Source organism: Streptomyces sp. NPDC059740 (assembly GCF_042733155.1).
Lineage (GTDB): Bacteria > Actinomycetota > Actinomycetes > Streptomycetales > Streptomycetaceae > Streptomyces.
In genome coordinates, this window is sequence record NZ_JBHWGP010000021.1 from 45,118 (window position 1) to 59,238 (window position 14,121).

Annotated in this window: 12 protein-coding genes and 1 pseudogene; 8 read left to right on the forward strand and 5 right to left on the reverse strand. The window is 74.7% G+C overall.

Annotated elements, in window-relative coordinates; genetic code table 11:
• The first annotated feature begins 97 nt into the window (after window positions 1-97).
• Together ACFV3R_RS22435 and ACFV3R_RS22440 are read left to right on the forward strand one after the other, a co-directional pair.
• A complete protein-coding gene (locus ACFV3R_RS22435; protein WP_385585812.1) occupies window positions 98-1,297 on the forward strand; it encodes a cytochrome P450 in 1,200 nt (399 codons plus the stop codon).
• Window positions 1,294-1,518, forward strand: a complete 225-nt coding sequence (locus ACFV3R_RS22440) for a ferredoxin (protein WP_385585816.1) — start codon at window positions 1,294-1,296, stop codon at window positions 1,516-1,518. Before ACFV3R_RS22435 ends, ACFV3R_RS22440 begins: the two co-directional genes overlap by 4 nt.
• Before the next feature lie 49 nt (window positions 1,519-1,567).
• Here ACFV3R_RS22440 and ACFV3R_RS22445 read toward each other — a convergent pair whose 3' ends face one another.
• From ACFV3R_RS22445 to ACFV3R_RS22455, 3 genes and pseudogenes are all read right to left on the reverse strand, one after another.
• Window positions 1,568-2,485: an alpha/beta hydrolase family protein gene (locus ACFV3R_RS22445; RefSeq protein ID WP_385585820.1), complete on the reverse strand. Its 918-nt coding sequence runs from the start codon at window positions 2,483-2,485 to the stop codon at window positions 1,568-1,570.
• Window positions 2,433-3,116, reverse strand: a pseudogene (locus tag ACFV3R_RS22450) (IclR family transcriptional regulator); the annotation flags it as partial. The pseudogene ACFV3R_RS22450 and the gene ACFV3R_RS22445, both read right to left, overlap by 53 nt.
• Before the next feature lie 55 nt (window positions 3,117-3,171).
• The gene (locus ACFV3R_RS22455; RefSeq protein ID WP_385585823.1) at window positions 3,172-4,542 is read right to left on the reverse strand and encodes an MFS transporter; all 1,371 of its coding nucleotides are present in this window, start codon (window positions 4,540-4,542) and stop codon (window positions 3,172-3,174) included.
• A 164-nt stretch (window positions 4,543-4,706) separates the two neighbouring features.
• Here ACFV3R_RS22455 and ACFV3R_RS22460 point away from each other — a divergent pair, with 164 nt between their 5' ends.
• Window positions 4,707-5,657, forward strand: a complete 951-nt coding sequence (locus tag ACFV3R_RS22460; RefSeq protein ID WP_385585826.1) for a 2-hydroxyacid dehydrogenase — start codon at window positions 4,707-4,709, stop codon at window positions 5,655-5,657.
• Between the two features lie 246 nt (window positions 5,658-5,903).
• Here the strand turns inward: ACFV3R_RS22460 and ACFV3R_RS22465 are convergent, their stop codons facing one another.
• Window positions 5,904-6,302 (reverse strand): DUF3662 domain-containing protein, encoded by a 399-nt coding sequence (locus ACFV3R_RS22465; protein WP_385585829.1) that lies wholly within the window; start codon window positions 6,300-6,302, stop codon window positions 5,904-5,906.
• Window positions 6,303-6,693: 391 nt separating this feature from the next.
• On the opposite strand from ACFV3R_RS22465, the gene ACFV3R_RS22470 reads away from it, so the two are divergent.
• The 5 genes from ACFV3R_RS22470 to ACFV3R_RS22490 all read left to right on the forward strand — a co-directional run bounded on the left by ACFV3R_RS22470 (window position 6,694) and on the right by ACFV3R_RS22490 (window position 12,930).
• A complete protein-coding gene (locus tag ACFV3R_RS22470; protein WP_385585831.1) occupies window positions 6,694-7,986 on the forward strand; it encodes an ABC transporter substrate-binding protein in 1,293 nt (430 codons plus the stop codon).
• Between the two features lie 31 nt (window positions 7,987-8,017).
• Window positions 8,018-8,956: a carbohydrate ABC transporter permease gene (locus ACFV3R_RS22475; protein ID WP_385585834.1), complete on the forward strand. Its 939-nt coding sequence runs from the start codon at window positions 8,018-8,020 to the stop codon at window positions 8,954-8,956.
• Between the two features lie 58 nt (window positions 8,957-9,014).
• On the forward strand, window positions 9,015-9,842 hold the full coding sequence (locus ACFV3R_RS22480) for a carbohydrate ABC transporter permease (protein ID WP_385585837.1): 828 nt from the start codon (window positions 9,015-9,017) through the stop codon (window positions 9,840-9,842).
• Window positions 9,843-9,931: 89 nt separating this feature from the next.
• Window positions 9,932-10,936 carry a LacI family DNA-binding transcriptional regulator gene (locus tag ACFV3R_RS22485; RefSeq protein ID WP_385585962.1) on the forward strand — a complete coding sequence of 335 codons (1,005 nt, stop codon included), beginning with the start codon at window positions 9,932-9,934 and terminating at the stop codon, window positions 10,934-10,936.
• A 59-nt stretch (window positions 10,937-10,995) separates the two neighbouring features.
• Window positions 10,996-12,930: a cellulase family glycosylhydrolase gene (locus ACFV3R_RS22490; protein ID WP_385585840.1), complete on the forward strand. Its 1,935-nt coding sequence runs from the start codon at window positions 10,996-10,998 to the stop codon at window positions 12,928-12,930.
• Between the two features lie 117 nt (window positions 12,931-13,047).
• On the opposite strand, the gene ACFV3R_RS22495 is transcribed toward ACFV3R_RS22490, so the two are convergent.
• Window positions 13,048-13,527 carry a DUF6314 family protein gene (locus ACFV3R_RS22495; RefSeq protein WP_385585843.1) on the reverse strand — a complete coding sequence of 160 codons (480 nt, stop codon included), beginning with the start codon at window positions 13,525-13,527 and terminating at the stop codon, window positions 13,048-13,050.
• Window positions 13,528-14,121: the final 594 nt, after the last annotated feature.

Genomic DNA, 14,121 nt, shown 5'->3' on the forward strand with positions numbered 1-14,121 from the left:
CGCGTCGGTCGGCGGGCGGCGGCGGGTGGGCGCCGTTGTGCGGGGCGGGGGGCGAACCTACGGTGAGCGGGCGTCCGACCACCCGGAGGGAGAGCTCGTGACCGCGCTCGAGGAGAACCCCCTGGCCCCTGCGGCCTACCCGTTCAACGAGTCCGGCGGGCTCGACCTCGCCGAGGCGTACACCGCGGCACTTCAGGCGCCGGGCCTGCTGCGCGTGCAGATGCCGCACGGGGAGCCGGCCTGGCTGGCGACCCGGTGGGCCGACGCCCGACTGGTCCTGGGCGACCAGCGGTTCAGCCGTGCCGAGGCCTCCCGCCGGGACGAGCCCCGCCACAACGAGGGCCGGATCGACAGCGGCATCCTGAGCATGGACCCGCCCGACCACACGCGGCTGCGCACGCTGGTCACCAAGGCGTTCACGGTCCGCCAGGTCGAGCGGATGCGGCCGGCGGTGCGGGAGCTGGTCAGGGAGCTGCTGGACGCGATGGAGGAGGCGGGCCCGCCGGCCGATCTGGTCGAGACGTTCGCGCTGCCGCTGCCCGTCGCCGTCATCTGCCGGCTGCTGGGGGTGCCGGAGGAGGACCGCCCGCGGTTCCGGGTGTGGAGTGACGCGGCCCTGTCGACCAGTTCGCTGACGCAGGAGGAGATGCAGGCGAACCGGGAGGAGCTGATCGCCTACCTGTCCGGCCTCATCGCCGAGCGGCGCGTCCGGCCGCGCGAGGACCTGATGACCGCTCTCATCGAGGCGAGGGACGTCGGGGACCGGCTCAGCGAGCAGGAACTGGTGGACCTGTGCATCGCGATCCTGGTCGCCGGCCACGAGACCACCGCCAGCCAGATCCCCAACTTCGTGTACGCACTGCTGGACCACCCGGACCAGTGGGCGCGGCTCCAGGCCGATCCCGCTCTCGTGAACGGCGCCGTCGAGGAGCTGATGCGCTTCGTGCCGCTGGGCGCGGGGGCGTCCTTCCCGCGGTACGCCACGGCCGACGTGGAGGTGGGCGGCACCCTGGTACGGGCGGGGGAACCGGTGCTGGTCGCTGTCGGCGCCGCCAACCGGGACGCCCTGCGCTTCGCGGAGCCGGGCCGGCTGGACGTCGGCCGGCAGGAGGTGCAGCACCTGGGCTTCGGACACGGCGTCCACCACTGCCTGGGCGCGCCGTTGGCGAGGATGGAGCTCCAGGAGGCGCTGGCCGGGCTGCTGGCCAGGTTCCCGGGGCTGCGTCTGGCGGGGGACGTGGTGTGGAAGCAGCAGATGCTGGTGCGCGGGCCGCGCGAGATGCCGGTGGGGTGGTGAGCACCGTGACGTGGACGGCGGAGGTGGACGGCCGCAGCTGTATGGGCTCGGGCATCTGCGCGGGCATCGCCCCCGACCTCTTCACCCTGGAGGGTGTGCGGGCCCGCCCCCGGCAGGGAGCCATCGAACCGGACGAGCGGGCCCTGGACGCGGCGGACTCCTGCCCGGCCATGGCGATCACCGTACGGGACGGCGAGCGGACGCTGGCTCCCCGCGACTGAGGCCGCCGCGCCGCTCGCCGAGGCCGCCGCACCCGCCCCGGCGGACGGTCTACTTGACGTCGATCCGTCCGGCCGGGGCGGGGTCGGCCGCCAGTTCCTCGCGTGCCCTGCGCCAGGCGTGGTCGCCGGGGTGGAGCGCGGTGCGGAGGTAGGCCGAGGTGATCCGTGCGACGGCGGCGACCCGTGCGGGGCTCTCGTCGGTGGTCTCGGCGGCGTCGTACCCGGAGATTCCGCCGAGTCCGTGCCCCGCGCCGAACAGGGTGAGCAGGGCCTTGGGGCCGGGGCTGAGGGTGTAGGGGTCGGCGTGCCAGCCCGGCCCCGCGTCCGTGAAGTGCCGGGAGTCGTCCTCGTCGCCGGCGACGACCAGCGCGGGTGTGGTCATCGTGGAGAAGTCGACGGTGCGCAGGACCGGAAGCGCGTCGGCCATGGGGCCGTTGAGGACGTCCCCCCTGCCGGGTGCGGCGAGCAGCACGCCCGCCCTGATCCTGGGCTCGGTGAGGTCCACCTCCTCCCCGCTGCCGGGGTCGGTGACCCCGGCACCGAGCAGCAGGCCGGCGGTGAAGCCGCCGAAGGAGTGTCCGGCGACCGCGACGCCGGAGTGGTCGATCCGCCCGGCGAGCTGCGGCACGGCGGCCTCGATCACGTCGAGCCGGTCCAGGAGGTGGCTCATGTCCTCGGCGCGGGAACGCCAGAGGGCACACGAGACCGACCCCCGGGGCACACGAGACCGGCCGTCGCGGCCACGAGAAGCCGGCCGCCCCGGCGCAGCGGAGCACCGCCGGCCCGGAACCCACCGCTCCGCGGCGTGCGGGCCCGGCCCCCCGGAAGGTCCGGCCTCAGCCCAGCCGGGCGGCCATGTCGGCGGCGCAACCGCGCAACGCCGGGAGGTGGCTGCGGAGTTCGTCCGCCGGTGTGAGCACGACCGTGCCGGCCACGGAGACGGCCAGCCGGGGACGGCTCGGGTCACCGGTGTCGGGCACGGTGACCGCCACCGAGCGCACCCCCGCCTCGTTCTCCTCGTCGACCTCCGCCCATCCCCGCTCGCCGGTGCTGCGCAACTCGACCCGGAGGGCGGCGGCCTCGGTGCGGGTGCGCGGGGTGACGGCGGCCAGCGGCTCCGCGAGCAGCGCCTCGCGTTCGGCCTCGGGCAGTTCGGCGGCCAGCGCCTTGCCCAGCGAGGTGGCGTGCCAGGGGTTGCGGGTGCCTTCGGCACTGCGCAGCTGGAGGTGCTGGGTGCCCTCGACGGTCAGGACGAGCAGGACCTCCGTCCCGGTCAGCACTCCGGCGAGTACCGGCAGGCCGGTGCGGGCGGCCAGACGGCGCATGGGGGCTGCGGCCTCGGCCCAGCCGGCGGCGGACCGCTGGAAGCCGCGGGCGAGTTCGAGGACGCGCACTCCCAGGGCGTAGCGGCGGGTGTCCTCGGCGTAGGAGACGAAGCCCTCCTGGGCGAGGCGGCCCAGGAGCCGGTGGGCGCTGCTGACCGGGAGGCCCGCGGCGCGGGCGACGGCGCTGACGCCGGCCCCGGCGGGCAGGTCGGCCAGGACCGTCAGCAGCCGCAGCCCGCGGCCCAGCATGTCGTCGCCCGGTGGTGCACTCATCGCCGCCGCCCTCTCCTCACGTCACCCGTTCTCACAGCCGGCCGGTCACCGGCCCTCAGTCGCTCCCGCCCTCGACCCCCGCCGGTTCGGTGCGCGGGGCCACCGTAGCCGGGGCTCCGGGGACGACCGCGGCCGAGGCGGGCACCCGGGGTTCGCGGACGGTGAGGGTGAGGGCCGCGGACACCAGGGTGCACACCGCCATGAAGCCGAAGGCGCCGGCGTTGCCGAGGGAGGTGCCCCGCACCCAGCCGACCAGGTAGGTGCCGGCGAACGACCCCAGGGCGCCGAGGGAGTTGACCAGTGCCACGGCCGCGCCGGAGACACCGGGCGGGGCGAGCTCGGAGACCAGCGCGAAGTACGGGCCGTAGGGGGCGTAGAGGCACAGCCCGGCGACGACCAGCAGGGCGAGGGCGAGGGGGAAGTTCGAGCCCGCCCCGTAACTGCCGAGGAGTGCCACCGCCCCGACGGCGAGCCAGGGCCAGACGGCGATCCGGCGCCGCCCGGACCGGTCGCTCAGCCGGGAGTTGAGGAGCATCGCGGCGGCGGCGAAGAGGTAGGGCACGGCCGTGAGCGCGCCGGTCGCCCCGATGCCCGCTCCGGAGCCGTCCTTGACGATGGCCGGCAGCCAGAAGATGAAGCCGTACATGCCGAAGGACCAGAAGAAGTACTGGGCGGCCATCAGCAGCACCGGCCGGGACCGCAGCACCCGGGCGTAGCCGCGGGCGCCGGACGCGGTGGCTGCGGGCGCACCCGCCTGCCGCTCGGCGGTCAGGGCCCGGTCCAGCCCGGCGCGTTCGCCGTCGGGGAGCCAGCCGGCGTCGGCGGGGCGGTCCTTGACCAGCCGCAGGCAGAACAGGCCCCAGACGATCGAGGGGACGCCCTCCGCGACGAACATGACGCGCCAGTCGGCGACCGAGATCAGCCAGCCGGAGACCACCGACAGCCACATGACGGTGACCGGGTTGCCGAGGATGAGCAGTGTGTTGGCCCGGCCGCGCTCGCCCTTGGTGAACCAGCGGCCCAGCAGCATGACCATCGACGGCAGGACGGCGCCTTCGACGACACCGAGGGCGAACCGCACGGCGACGAGCTGCCCGGGGCTGTGCAGCAGCCCCTGGAGGACGGCGAGCAGGCCCCACACCACGGTGCACCAGGCCACCAGACGCCGGGCGCTGCGCTGCTCGGCGTAGATGGTGCCCGGTATCTGGAAGAGGAAGTAGCCGAGGAAGAAGGACGCGGCGATGAGCGAGTCCCCGGCCGCCGACAGGTGCAGTTCCTCGGCCATGCCGCCGGCCGAGGCGATCGCGTAGTTGGACTTGTCCAGGTACGCCAGGGAGTACGTCACGAAGGCGATCGGCATCAGGTGGCGGGCCCGGGCGGAGGACCAGAATCCGGTCCCGGGACGGGTGGGTGACGTCGTCGTCATCCCCACACCCCCTCTTTTCCGTGGTGTGGAAAGTGTTTCACTTGGCGGGAAGGACGTTACGAGCAGGAAACCGGGCCGTCAATGGCCGGCCGGTATCGCCTCCGCTGACGCCCCGCGGCCGGCGCACGGGCTCCGGCCCCATCGAGACGGAAGGTGAGCATCCGATGACCGAGAGCACCCCCGCCCCCGAGGGCGTCGACGTCCTCCTCCCGTGGGCCGGGTTGGCCGACCGCCACGGGCCGTGGCCGGCGGGCGTCCGCGTCCACGTCTGGGACGGCACCACGCCGGAACCGCAGCTGCCCGAGGAGGTGCTGTGCAAGGTCGGGCTCTGGGTGATGCCGTACGCCGTGCCGGGCACCGAGCGGCTCCTGCCGCGTCTGACGGGGCTGCGGGCGGTGCAGTCGCTCAGCGCCGGGGTGGAGAAGCTGCTGCCGGTGGTGCCGCAGGGCGTGTCGCTGCACAACGGCCGGGGGCTGCACGACGCCAGCACCGCCGAGCACGCGCTGGGCCTGGTCCTGGCCGCGCAGCGTGACCTGCCCCGCTGGGTCGCCGACCAGGCGGCCGGGCGCTGGGAGCCGCACTTCACCCGTTCGCTCGCCGACTGCCGCGTGGCGGTGGTGGGTTACGGCTCCATCGGTCAGGCGCTGGAGCGGCGGCTGGTGGCGTGCGAGGCGGAGGTGGTGCGGGTGGCGCGCCGGGCCCGGCCGGAGCAGGACGTGCACGCGGTGACGGAACTGCCCGCGCTGCTGCCGACGGTGGACGTCGTCGTCCTCGTGCTCCCCGAGAGCCCGTCGACCGCCGGCCTGCTGGACGCCGGGCTGCTGGCGGCGCTGCCGGACGACGCCCTGGTGGTGAACGTGGGCCGGGGTCGCACGCTGGACACCGAGGCCCTGCTGGCGGAGGTCCGCGCCGGACGGCTGCGGGCCGCGCTGGACGTGACCGACCCCGAACCGCTGCCCGCGGACCACCCGTTGCGCACCGCGCCCGGCGTCCTGGTCACCCCGCACGTGGCGGGCGGGTCCGCCTCGTTCCGGCCGCGCGCGGAGCGGTTGGTGGTCGAGCAGGTGCGCCGGTTCGCACGTAAGGAGCCGCTGCTCAACGCGTTCGGGGCCTGAGGAGGCGCCGGGGGCGGCCACGCGTCGGGTGGACGCGGGTGAGGACGGTTGCGGGGGGCCGCTGCGGGCCGGGGGGTGTCCGTGGTGGTCCGCGCGGCCGTACCGACTGCTGTGCCGGGGCTCCGGCCGGAGCGGGGGCGAAGGCCGGCGGGCTCCTTCCCCGCCTGCCCCCGCGAGCGGCGCACCGGCGCCGTCCGGGTGGTCCGGTGCCGCGGCGCGGTCCCCTGACCCGGGACGGTCAGGTGCTCAGGTGCCGGCGGTGAAGAGTGCGGCGGGCAGGTTCTCCGAGGCCGCGCTGGAGATGCGGTAGCGCCCGTTGGGCAGGGTGTCGGTGCGGGTGAGGTGGACGGCGACGGGCCCGGGGAAGTCGTACCCGCGCTCGGCGGCATGCCGTACCAGCTCGTCGGTCAACTCCTGGCAGACCCCGGCCTCCTGGGAGTCGAGCCGGTCGTGCACCGGGCCGGCCAGCTCGACCAGGTAGGCGTTGGGCGCCAGCCGTCGCTCCTCGCTGACGACGAGGACGTGGTCGTCGCACTCACGGCGCAGGGCGTCCAGGACCTCCACGGGTTCGTGGCGGAACACCTTGTCCACCAGTGCGGTCTCGAAGTGCTCCACGGCCTCTTCCATTCGCGTCAGCAATCCCATGACAGGCGGGTGCCCGCCCGGCACACCGCCATGCGGACGGGAGGGCCGCCGGCCGCGAGGGGCCGGTCGGCGCCCGCTGGGGCACGTCCGCTTGGCGGCGCGGCGCGGCCACCACCCTCCGGAAAGGTCGCGTCCCCAGCCGGCCGGCCTCACGGCGGTGCGCCGGTGAGGGGCGCGGGCCTCGTCCCGCCCGGTGCTCTCCCCGCACCCCCACACGTCGACGCACAGCGTGCAACGGGGGGTTGACCCGTCCCGGACCCACTCCTACAGTCCTGCCCACCCGTTGGTACATCGTTACATCAACGGATCCCCCCGCCCCGGCTCGGGCTGTCCGCCCGGGTCGCCTCCCCGTGCCTTCCGGCCCTCGGACCCCCCGGTTGGAGACCCCGCTGTGCGCTCCCCCCTCACCCGGCGACGCCTCCTCACCTCCGGCGCGGGGCTCGCCGCCGCCGCGGCGCTGCCCACGCTGACCGGATGCGGACCGTGGGCCGGTGCGGAGGCGGACCCGGAGACGCTGGTGATCCACACCCAGCTCGGCACCACCGCCCCCGGCTCGGCCACCTACCTCGCCGTGCTCGACGACTTCCGCCGGGAGAACCCGGGCCTCACGGTCAAGAGCCTGCTGAGCGGTGACGACCTCGCGCAGGTCTACGAGACCTCACGACTGGCCCGCAAGGAGGCCGACGTCGTGATGGTCAACCTCTACGACAAGACGCTGGCCTGGACGGGCGTCGGCGCGACGGTCGACGTCCGCTCCCGCCTGGACGCCTGGGGGCTGCGGGAGCGGGTACTGCCCGACGCGCTGCGCACCTGGACCGACGGGCAGGGCAGGCTGCGCGCGTTCCCCTACTTCGCCGCCAACTGGCCCGTGGCCTGGAACACGGAACTGCTCCAGCGGGCCGGGGTGGACGCCGTTCCCACCACCGGCGAGGAACTCATCACCGCCGCCCGCCGGTTGCGCAGGGCCGGCACGGCCCCCGTCACGATCGGCGGGAACGACTGGACCGGGCAGAAGCTGCTCTCCCAGATCATCCAGACCTTCCTCTCCGCCGAGGAGACCGCGCACCTGTACCGCACCGGTGACTTCAGCGGCAGCCGGGCCGTCCGCGAGGGCATCGACTACTTCGTGGAGCTGCGCGACGCCGGCGTCTTCGCCGACAAGGCGCAGGGCCTGACCTCGGACTCGATGATGACGCAGTTCCACACCGAGCAGGCAGCCGTCGAGTCGGCCATGTCCTCCGCCCTGGCGCAGGTGCCCGGCCGGGTGGCGCGCCACACCACGGTGGGTGGCTGGCCGCTGGCGCCGCACGCGGCGCACCGCAGACCCACGATCATGCGCACCTACACGCTGACGGGGTTGTGGATCTCGCCGAACGGCGCCCGCAAGAAGGCGGCGGTGGAGCGGTTCGTGCGGTTCCTCTACCGGCCCGAGGTCGTCTCGCGGTTCGTGACCGAGTCCGGGCGCGACATGGCCCTGCACACCGGCACCGTCAGCACCCGCTTCCCCCTCGTCGCCGCCGCCCAGCGTCTCGGTGACTCGGTGAGCCAGGTGGAGGTGCCCGACGTCTGGGTCCCGCCGGTCGCCAACCAGCCGTTGATCACGGCCACCAGCACCGCCTTCACCAGGGGTACGAGCGCCGCCGAGGTGCGCTCCGCCCTGGAGGCCGCCTACCGCGGCGTCTGACCGCCCGAGCCCCTGACCGGAAGTGATTGCTTTGACGACGCTCTCCCCCACCCCGGGCGGCACGGCGCTGCGCGGCCCCGCCCGCACCCGCCCGGACGCACCCCGCGGCCGGCGCCAGCAGGGCGGCACCGTGCTCGCGGTCCCGGCCCTCGTCTGGTACCTGGTGTTCATGGTGGGGCCGCTGGTGGCCATCTTCGTGGTGGCCGCGCTGCACTGGCCGGGGATGCTCCAGCCCGTCTCCTTCGCCGGTCTCGACAACGTGGCCGACGTGGCGGGCGACCCCGTCTTCTGGGCGGCGGTCCGCAACACCGCCGTCCAACTCGCCGTCACCCTGCCGGTGATGATCGCCTGCGCGTACATGCTCGGTTACTACGTCTCCCAGCGACCGCGGGGACACCGCGTCATCCGCTACCTGCTGTTCGTGCCGGGGCTGATCTCCACCCCGGCCAAGGCGATGGTCTTCTACGCCGCCCTCTCCCCCGACGGGTTGGTCAACGGGGCGCTGCGGGCCGTGGGGCTGGACTCGGTGACCGACGCCTGGCTGGCCTCGCCCTCGACCGCGCTGCTGTCGCTGATCGTGCTGGACCTGTGGAGCGGGATCGGGTTCACCGCCGTGCTGTTCGCGGCCCGGCTGAGCAGTGTGCCCGAGGAGATAGGTGAGGCCGCGCAACTGGACGGGGCCGGCCACTGGCGGTCGATGTGGCGCGTCCACTTCCCGGTGGTGCGTGACTACGCGGGGGTGGTGACGATGCTGCAGTTCCTGTGGAACCTCTTCGGCTCGGCTCAGCAGGTGCTGCTGCTCACCCAGGGCGGGCCGGGGACGTCCTCGACCACGCTGTCCTTCCTCGTCTACCAGAAGGCGTTCGTCGCCGCCGATCTCGGCTACAGCCAGACCGTGGGCGTACTGCTGTTCCTGGTGGGCCTGGTGGGGCTGCTCACCATCCGGCGGGTCTTCCGCCCGGCCTGCTGAGACGGCCCCTCCCTCCCACCACCGTGCCCGCCCCGGCCCCGACCGAAGGGAACCTGACGTGAAACACGGCCGGTCCTGGCTGCCCGCCCACCTCCTCGCCTGGGGGTACGCGGCGCTGCTGGTCCTCCCGCTGTACTACCTGTTCACCTCGGCCTTCAAGTCCAACGACCAGATCTTCGGCGCCCCCTTCTCGCTGCCCCACTCGCTGTCCCCGCACAACTTCGCCACCGCGCTGCACTCGGCCGACCTGGCGACGGCGGTGGTCAACTCCGCGCTGGTGACGGTCGGTTCCCTGGCGGTGACCCTGCTGCTGGCGCTGCCCGCGGCGTTCGCACTGGCCCGCACCACCGGGCGGGCGGCCGCAGCGGTGGAGCGGGTCTTCTCGCTGGGCTTCCTCGTCCCCACCTTCGCCGCGCTCTTCCCGACCTTCCTGCTGGCCGCGGCCACCGGCCTGTTCCACACCCGCACCTTCATGGTGCTCTTCCTGCCCGCGACGGCCATGCCGTTGTCGGTGGTGATCCTGATCCAGTTCATGCGCACCATCCCGGCGGAGATGGAGGAGGCCGCGCGGCTGGACGGCGCCTCGACCTTCGCGGTGCTGCGCCACGTGTACACACCGATGTGCCTGCCCGGCATCGCCACCGTCCTGCTGCTGAACTTCCTGACCTTCTGGAACGAGTACCTGTACTCGATGGTGATCATCGGTCCGGACCCGGAACAGCGCACCGTGCAGGTGGCCCTGCCCACCCTCAGGTCCCTGACGGGCACCGACTACGGCGTCCTGACCGCCGGCACCCTCCTGACCCTGGTGCCCGTCGCCGCGGTGTACACGGTCCTGCAGAAGCGGATGCAGCAGGCCCTGGTCAGCGGGGCGGTGAAGATGTGACCGGGAACGGCACCCCGCACCCGCCCGAACCGCCCGGCGCGGCGCCGCAGCGCACCACGGCGCCCGGGGGCCGGCCGGCCCGCCCCACCATCCGGGCGGTCGCCGCCGCCGCCGGCGTCTCCACCTCGGCGGTCTCGCAGGCCCTCAACGGCACCGGGCGGATCTCCGCGGCCACCCGCCGCCGGGTGGTGGCCGCGGCCGGAGAACTGGGCTGGTCACCGAGCGCCGCCGCCACCGCGCTGCGCAGCGCCCGCACCCGCACCCTGGCGCTGGTGGTGCGCCGCCCCACCGACGTCCTCGGCGCCGACCCGCACTTCGGCGAACTCATCACCGGCCTGGAGAGCGAGTTGTCGCCACGCGGCTACGGCCTGCTGCTCCACCTGGTGGCAGACGTCGCCGAGGAGAGCACGCTGTACGAACGGCTGGTGGCCGAGGGGCGGGTGGACGGCGCCGTGCTCACCGACGCCCGGGTGGACGACCCGCGCCCGCCGCTGCTGCACTCCCTGGGGCTGCCGGCCGTCCTGCTCGGCGGCGATCCGGACGAGGCGGGCCCGGTGCCGCGCGTCGGCCTGGGCGGGCAGGGGGCGGGGGTCCGCGAGGCCGTCGCCCACCTGCTGTCGCTGGGGCACCGGCGCATCGGGTACGTGGCGGGCCCGGCGGAGCTGCTGCACACCCGCTCCCGCCAGGCCGCGTTCGAGGCGGCGCTGGGCGAGGCGGGACTGCGGCCGGCTGCGGTGGTCCACACCGACTTCTCGGAGGCCGCGGCCGTGACCGCAACCCACGAGACCCTGGCCGGAGCGGACCGGCCGACCGCGCTGGTCTTCGCCAACGACTCGATGGCGGTGTGCGGGGTGGGGGCGGCGCTGCGGGCGGGCCTGCGGGTCCCGGCCGACCTCTCGGTGGTCGGTTACGACGACCTGCCGCTGGGCCGGTGGCTCCACCCCCGCCTGACCACGGTGGACCAGCAGGTGCGCGAGGTCGGTGCCGCCGCGGCCCGCGCCCTGCTCGCCCGTCTGGGGGAGGCCGGCGTGGTGCCCGCCCCACCCACCGGCCGCCCCCGCCTGCTGGTCCGCGACTCCACCGGCCCCTGCTGACCGGCGCCACGCGCCCGACCCGCACCACAGACGACACTGCACGAAGGACCTCAAGCACCATGCGACGCCACAGCGCCCACCTCACCCACGACCCCGCCGTCCTGCCCTGGCTCGGCGCCAACTTCTGGTCCCGCACCGGCGGCCCGCTCATGTGGCGCTCCTACGACCCGCGCGTGGTCCGTGAGGAGCTGGCCGTCCTGCGCGAACACGGCCTGACGATGACGCGGTCGTTCTTCTACTGGCCCGACTTCCATCCGGAGCCGCACCGGATCGACGAGGAGATGTGCGACCGGTTCCGCGACTTCCTGGACGCGCACCGCGAGGCGGGCATGGCGACGGTGCCCACCTTCATCGTCGGCCACATGTCCGGCGAGAACTGGGACCCGGTCTGGCGGGGCGGGCGTGACCTGTACGAGGACGTGTGGATGGTGGGCCGGCAGGCCTGGTTCGTCACCCAGATGACCCGCCGGTTCCACGACCACCCGGCCGTCAGCGGCTGGCTGCTCACCAACGAGATGCCGGGCTACGGCCGGATCTACCAGGTCGACCCGCCCTCCGCGGACGTGGTGACCGCCTGGGCCCAGTTCCTGTGCAACGCCGTGCGGGTCGGCGGCGGAACCCAGCCGGTCTCGCTCGGCGACGGCGCGTGGGGCCTGGAGGTCACCGGCCGCGACAACGGCTTCTCCCTGCGGGAGACCGCGGAGTACGTCGACTTCGTCGGCCCGCACGTCTACCGCTCCGACACCGACCGCACCCGGCAGCACTACCGGGCGGCCTTCGAGTGCGAACTGGCCGCGGTGACGGGGGCACCCGTCGTCCTGGAGGAGTTCGGCGTGTCCACCGACACCGTCTCGGCCGCCAACGCCGCGACGTACTACCGCCAGACCCTCCACAACTCGCTGCTGGGCGGCGCCACCGGCTGGATGGCGTGGAACAACACCGACTACGACGACCTGTGGGACCAGTCCCCCTACGACCACCACCCCTTCGAGATGCACTTCGGCATCACCGACCGCACCGGGGCACCGAAGGCGCCGCTGCGGGAGATCGCCGACTTCGCCGAGGTGCTGCGCGCCGTCGACTTCCCCCGCTGCCGCCGCGCCGACGCCGACACCGCCCTGGTGGTGCCCGCCTTCCTGGAACGCGGCTACCCCTACAGCCGCCCTGCCGACCGGCCCCTGATCTTCAGCTCCCTCCACCAGGCCTACGTCGCGGCCCGGGCCGCGGACCTGCCCACCGCCCTGACCCGGGAGGCGGACGGCGTCGCCAAGGACGCGAAGCTCTACCTGCTGCCCGCCACCCGGCAGTTGACGACCCGGGCCCGCCGCCACCTGGTCCGCCGGGCCCGGGAGGGTGCCACCGTCTACCTGTCGTTCTGCTCCGGCACCCACCCCGCCACCCGCGGCCCGTGGTTCGACGGCCTGGACGAGTGGTTCGGCGTCGAGCACCAGCTCTCCTACGGGGTGGCCGAACCGATCACGGACGACGTGCTGGAGATGAGGTTCACGGCCGACTTCGGCGACATCGCCGCGGGCGAGACGCTGCGCTTCCCGGTCGCGGGCAACGAGGACAGCCGGGCGTTCCTGCCGGTGGTCCCGGCCGGCGCCGAGGTGGTCGCCGAGGACGCGCACGGCCGGCCGGCGCTGCTGCTGCACGGGACGGGCGCGGGCCGCACGGTGCTGGCCACCTACCCGCTGGAGCACATGGCGGCGGCCACCCCCCGCGCCAACCCGGAGGCCACGCACCGGCTCTACCGGGCACTGGCCGCGCTCGCCGGGGCCTCGCGCCCGGTCACGGTGGACTCGCCCCAGGTCAGCGCGGACCTGCTGGAACACGAGGACGGCCGGCGGTTCCTGTGGCTGGTGAGCCAGAGCGAGCAGGAGGTCAGGGTCACCCCGCAGGCAGCCGGCGAACCGGTCGACCTGGCCACGGGCGAGCCTGTGCCGTCCCCGGTCCTCGCGCCGTACGGGGTGCGGGTGCTGGAGCTGCGCTGAGGTGCGGCGGGGCCCGGAGGTGACGCCGGCCGGGCCCGCGCCCGGGCCGGCGGCCGGTGACGGGGCGGGTGGGTGAACCGCGGGCGTCAGGCAGCGGGACGGAGGACCGGTACGCCCTCAGCCCGGGAAACGGTCGGTCCGCCGCAGGTACTCGGTGACGAGGCGGAGGTCCTTGGCAGGGCCCGAGACCCGCCACACCGTCCGCCATCGGTGCGGGCCCAGGACCTCGAACTCGCCCCGGTAGTGGTCGGCGGCGCAGGGGTGGCCGGCCAGGTGGTGGCCGTGGCGCAGGTCGAGGTCGTGGAAGGGGCGGCCGTCGCCGAACCGCACGTCGACCGTGCCGGCCTGCTCACCCGGCAGGAACTGGAGCGTCCGCTCGGCCGGGCCGGTCCGGCCCAGCCAGGTGAACCGTCCCGACTCGTGCTGGGTCAGCCCCGGGCCGTCCTCGCGCGCCGTGAACCTGGTCTCGCCGGTGAACCGCCCCTCCTGCCGCGCCAGGTGGTCGCTCACGTCCCGCTCGACGTGCCAGACCCCGCCGGACCCGGCCAGGTAGGCCAGCGCGTCCGGAACCGGCCAGTGCCGCGGACTGGTCGCCATCGTGCCGCTCCTCCCGCGCCTCGTCGGTGACTGCGCTCCCCCGGGTGCGGGGCGCGGGAACCAGCGTAGGCAGTGCCCGGCCAGCCGCGTGACCCGCCCCGGGCAGCGGTGCCCGGCCGTAGCGGGGCACCGCACGCGGAGGGGCGCATCCCGTGGCGCGGCAAGCACCCGGGCGGCTCCCGGCCGGAGCCGGAGGCCGCAGGGGTGGTGCCCGGAAGGTGACGTGCGGGCCGCGCCGTGGCCCGGAGCCGGCGCGGCCCACGGCGACGGCCCCGGGTACGTGGGGGCACGTTCCCGGGGCCGGTACGGACCGGGTCGACCCGGCCGGGCGGGGAGGAGGTCACCACCCGGGCGGGGAGGGCCGGTCCACGGCCGGACGGGACCCGTCCGGCCCGTCGGCGTCAGCGGTCCTTCGCGCCGCGTGGGGCGGTGCGACCGCTGCGTCCGCTCCCCGGGGCCGCGGTGTCCCGCCCGCGCGCCGGGCACCCCGCGGCCGGGGCCGGAAGCGGACTGCGGCAGGCGTGGGAGGTCCGGTCCGCCGGCTGCCCGGCCCTGTGCTGCGTCGCGGTACCGGCCATGGTGGGCTCCGTGGGG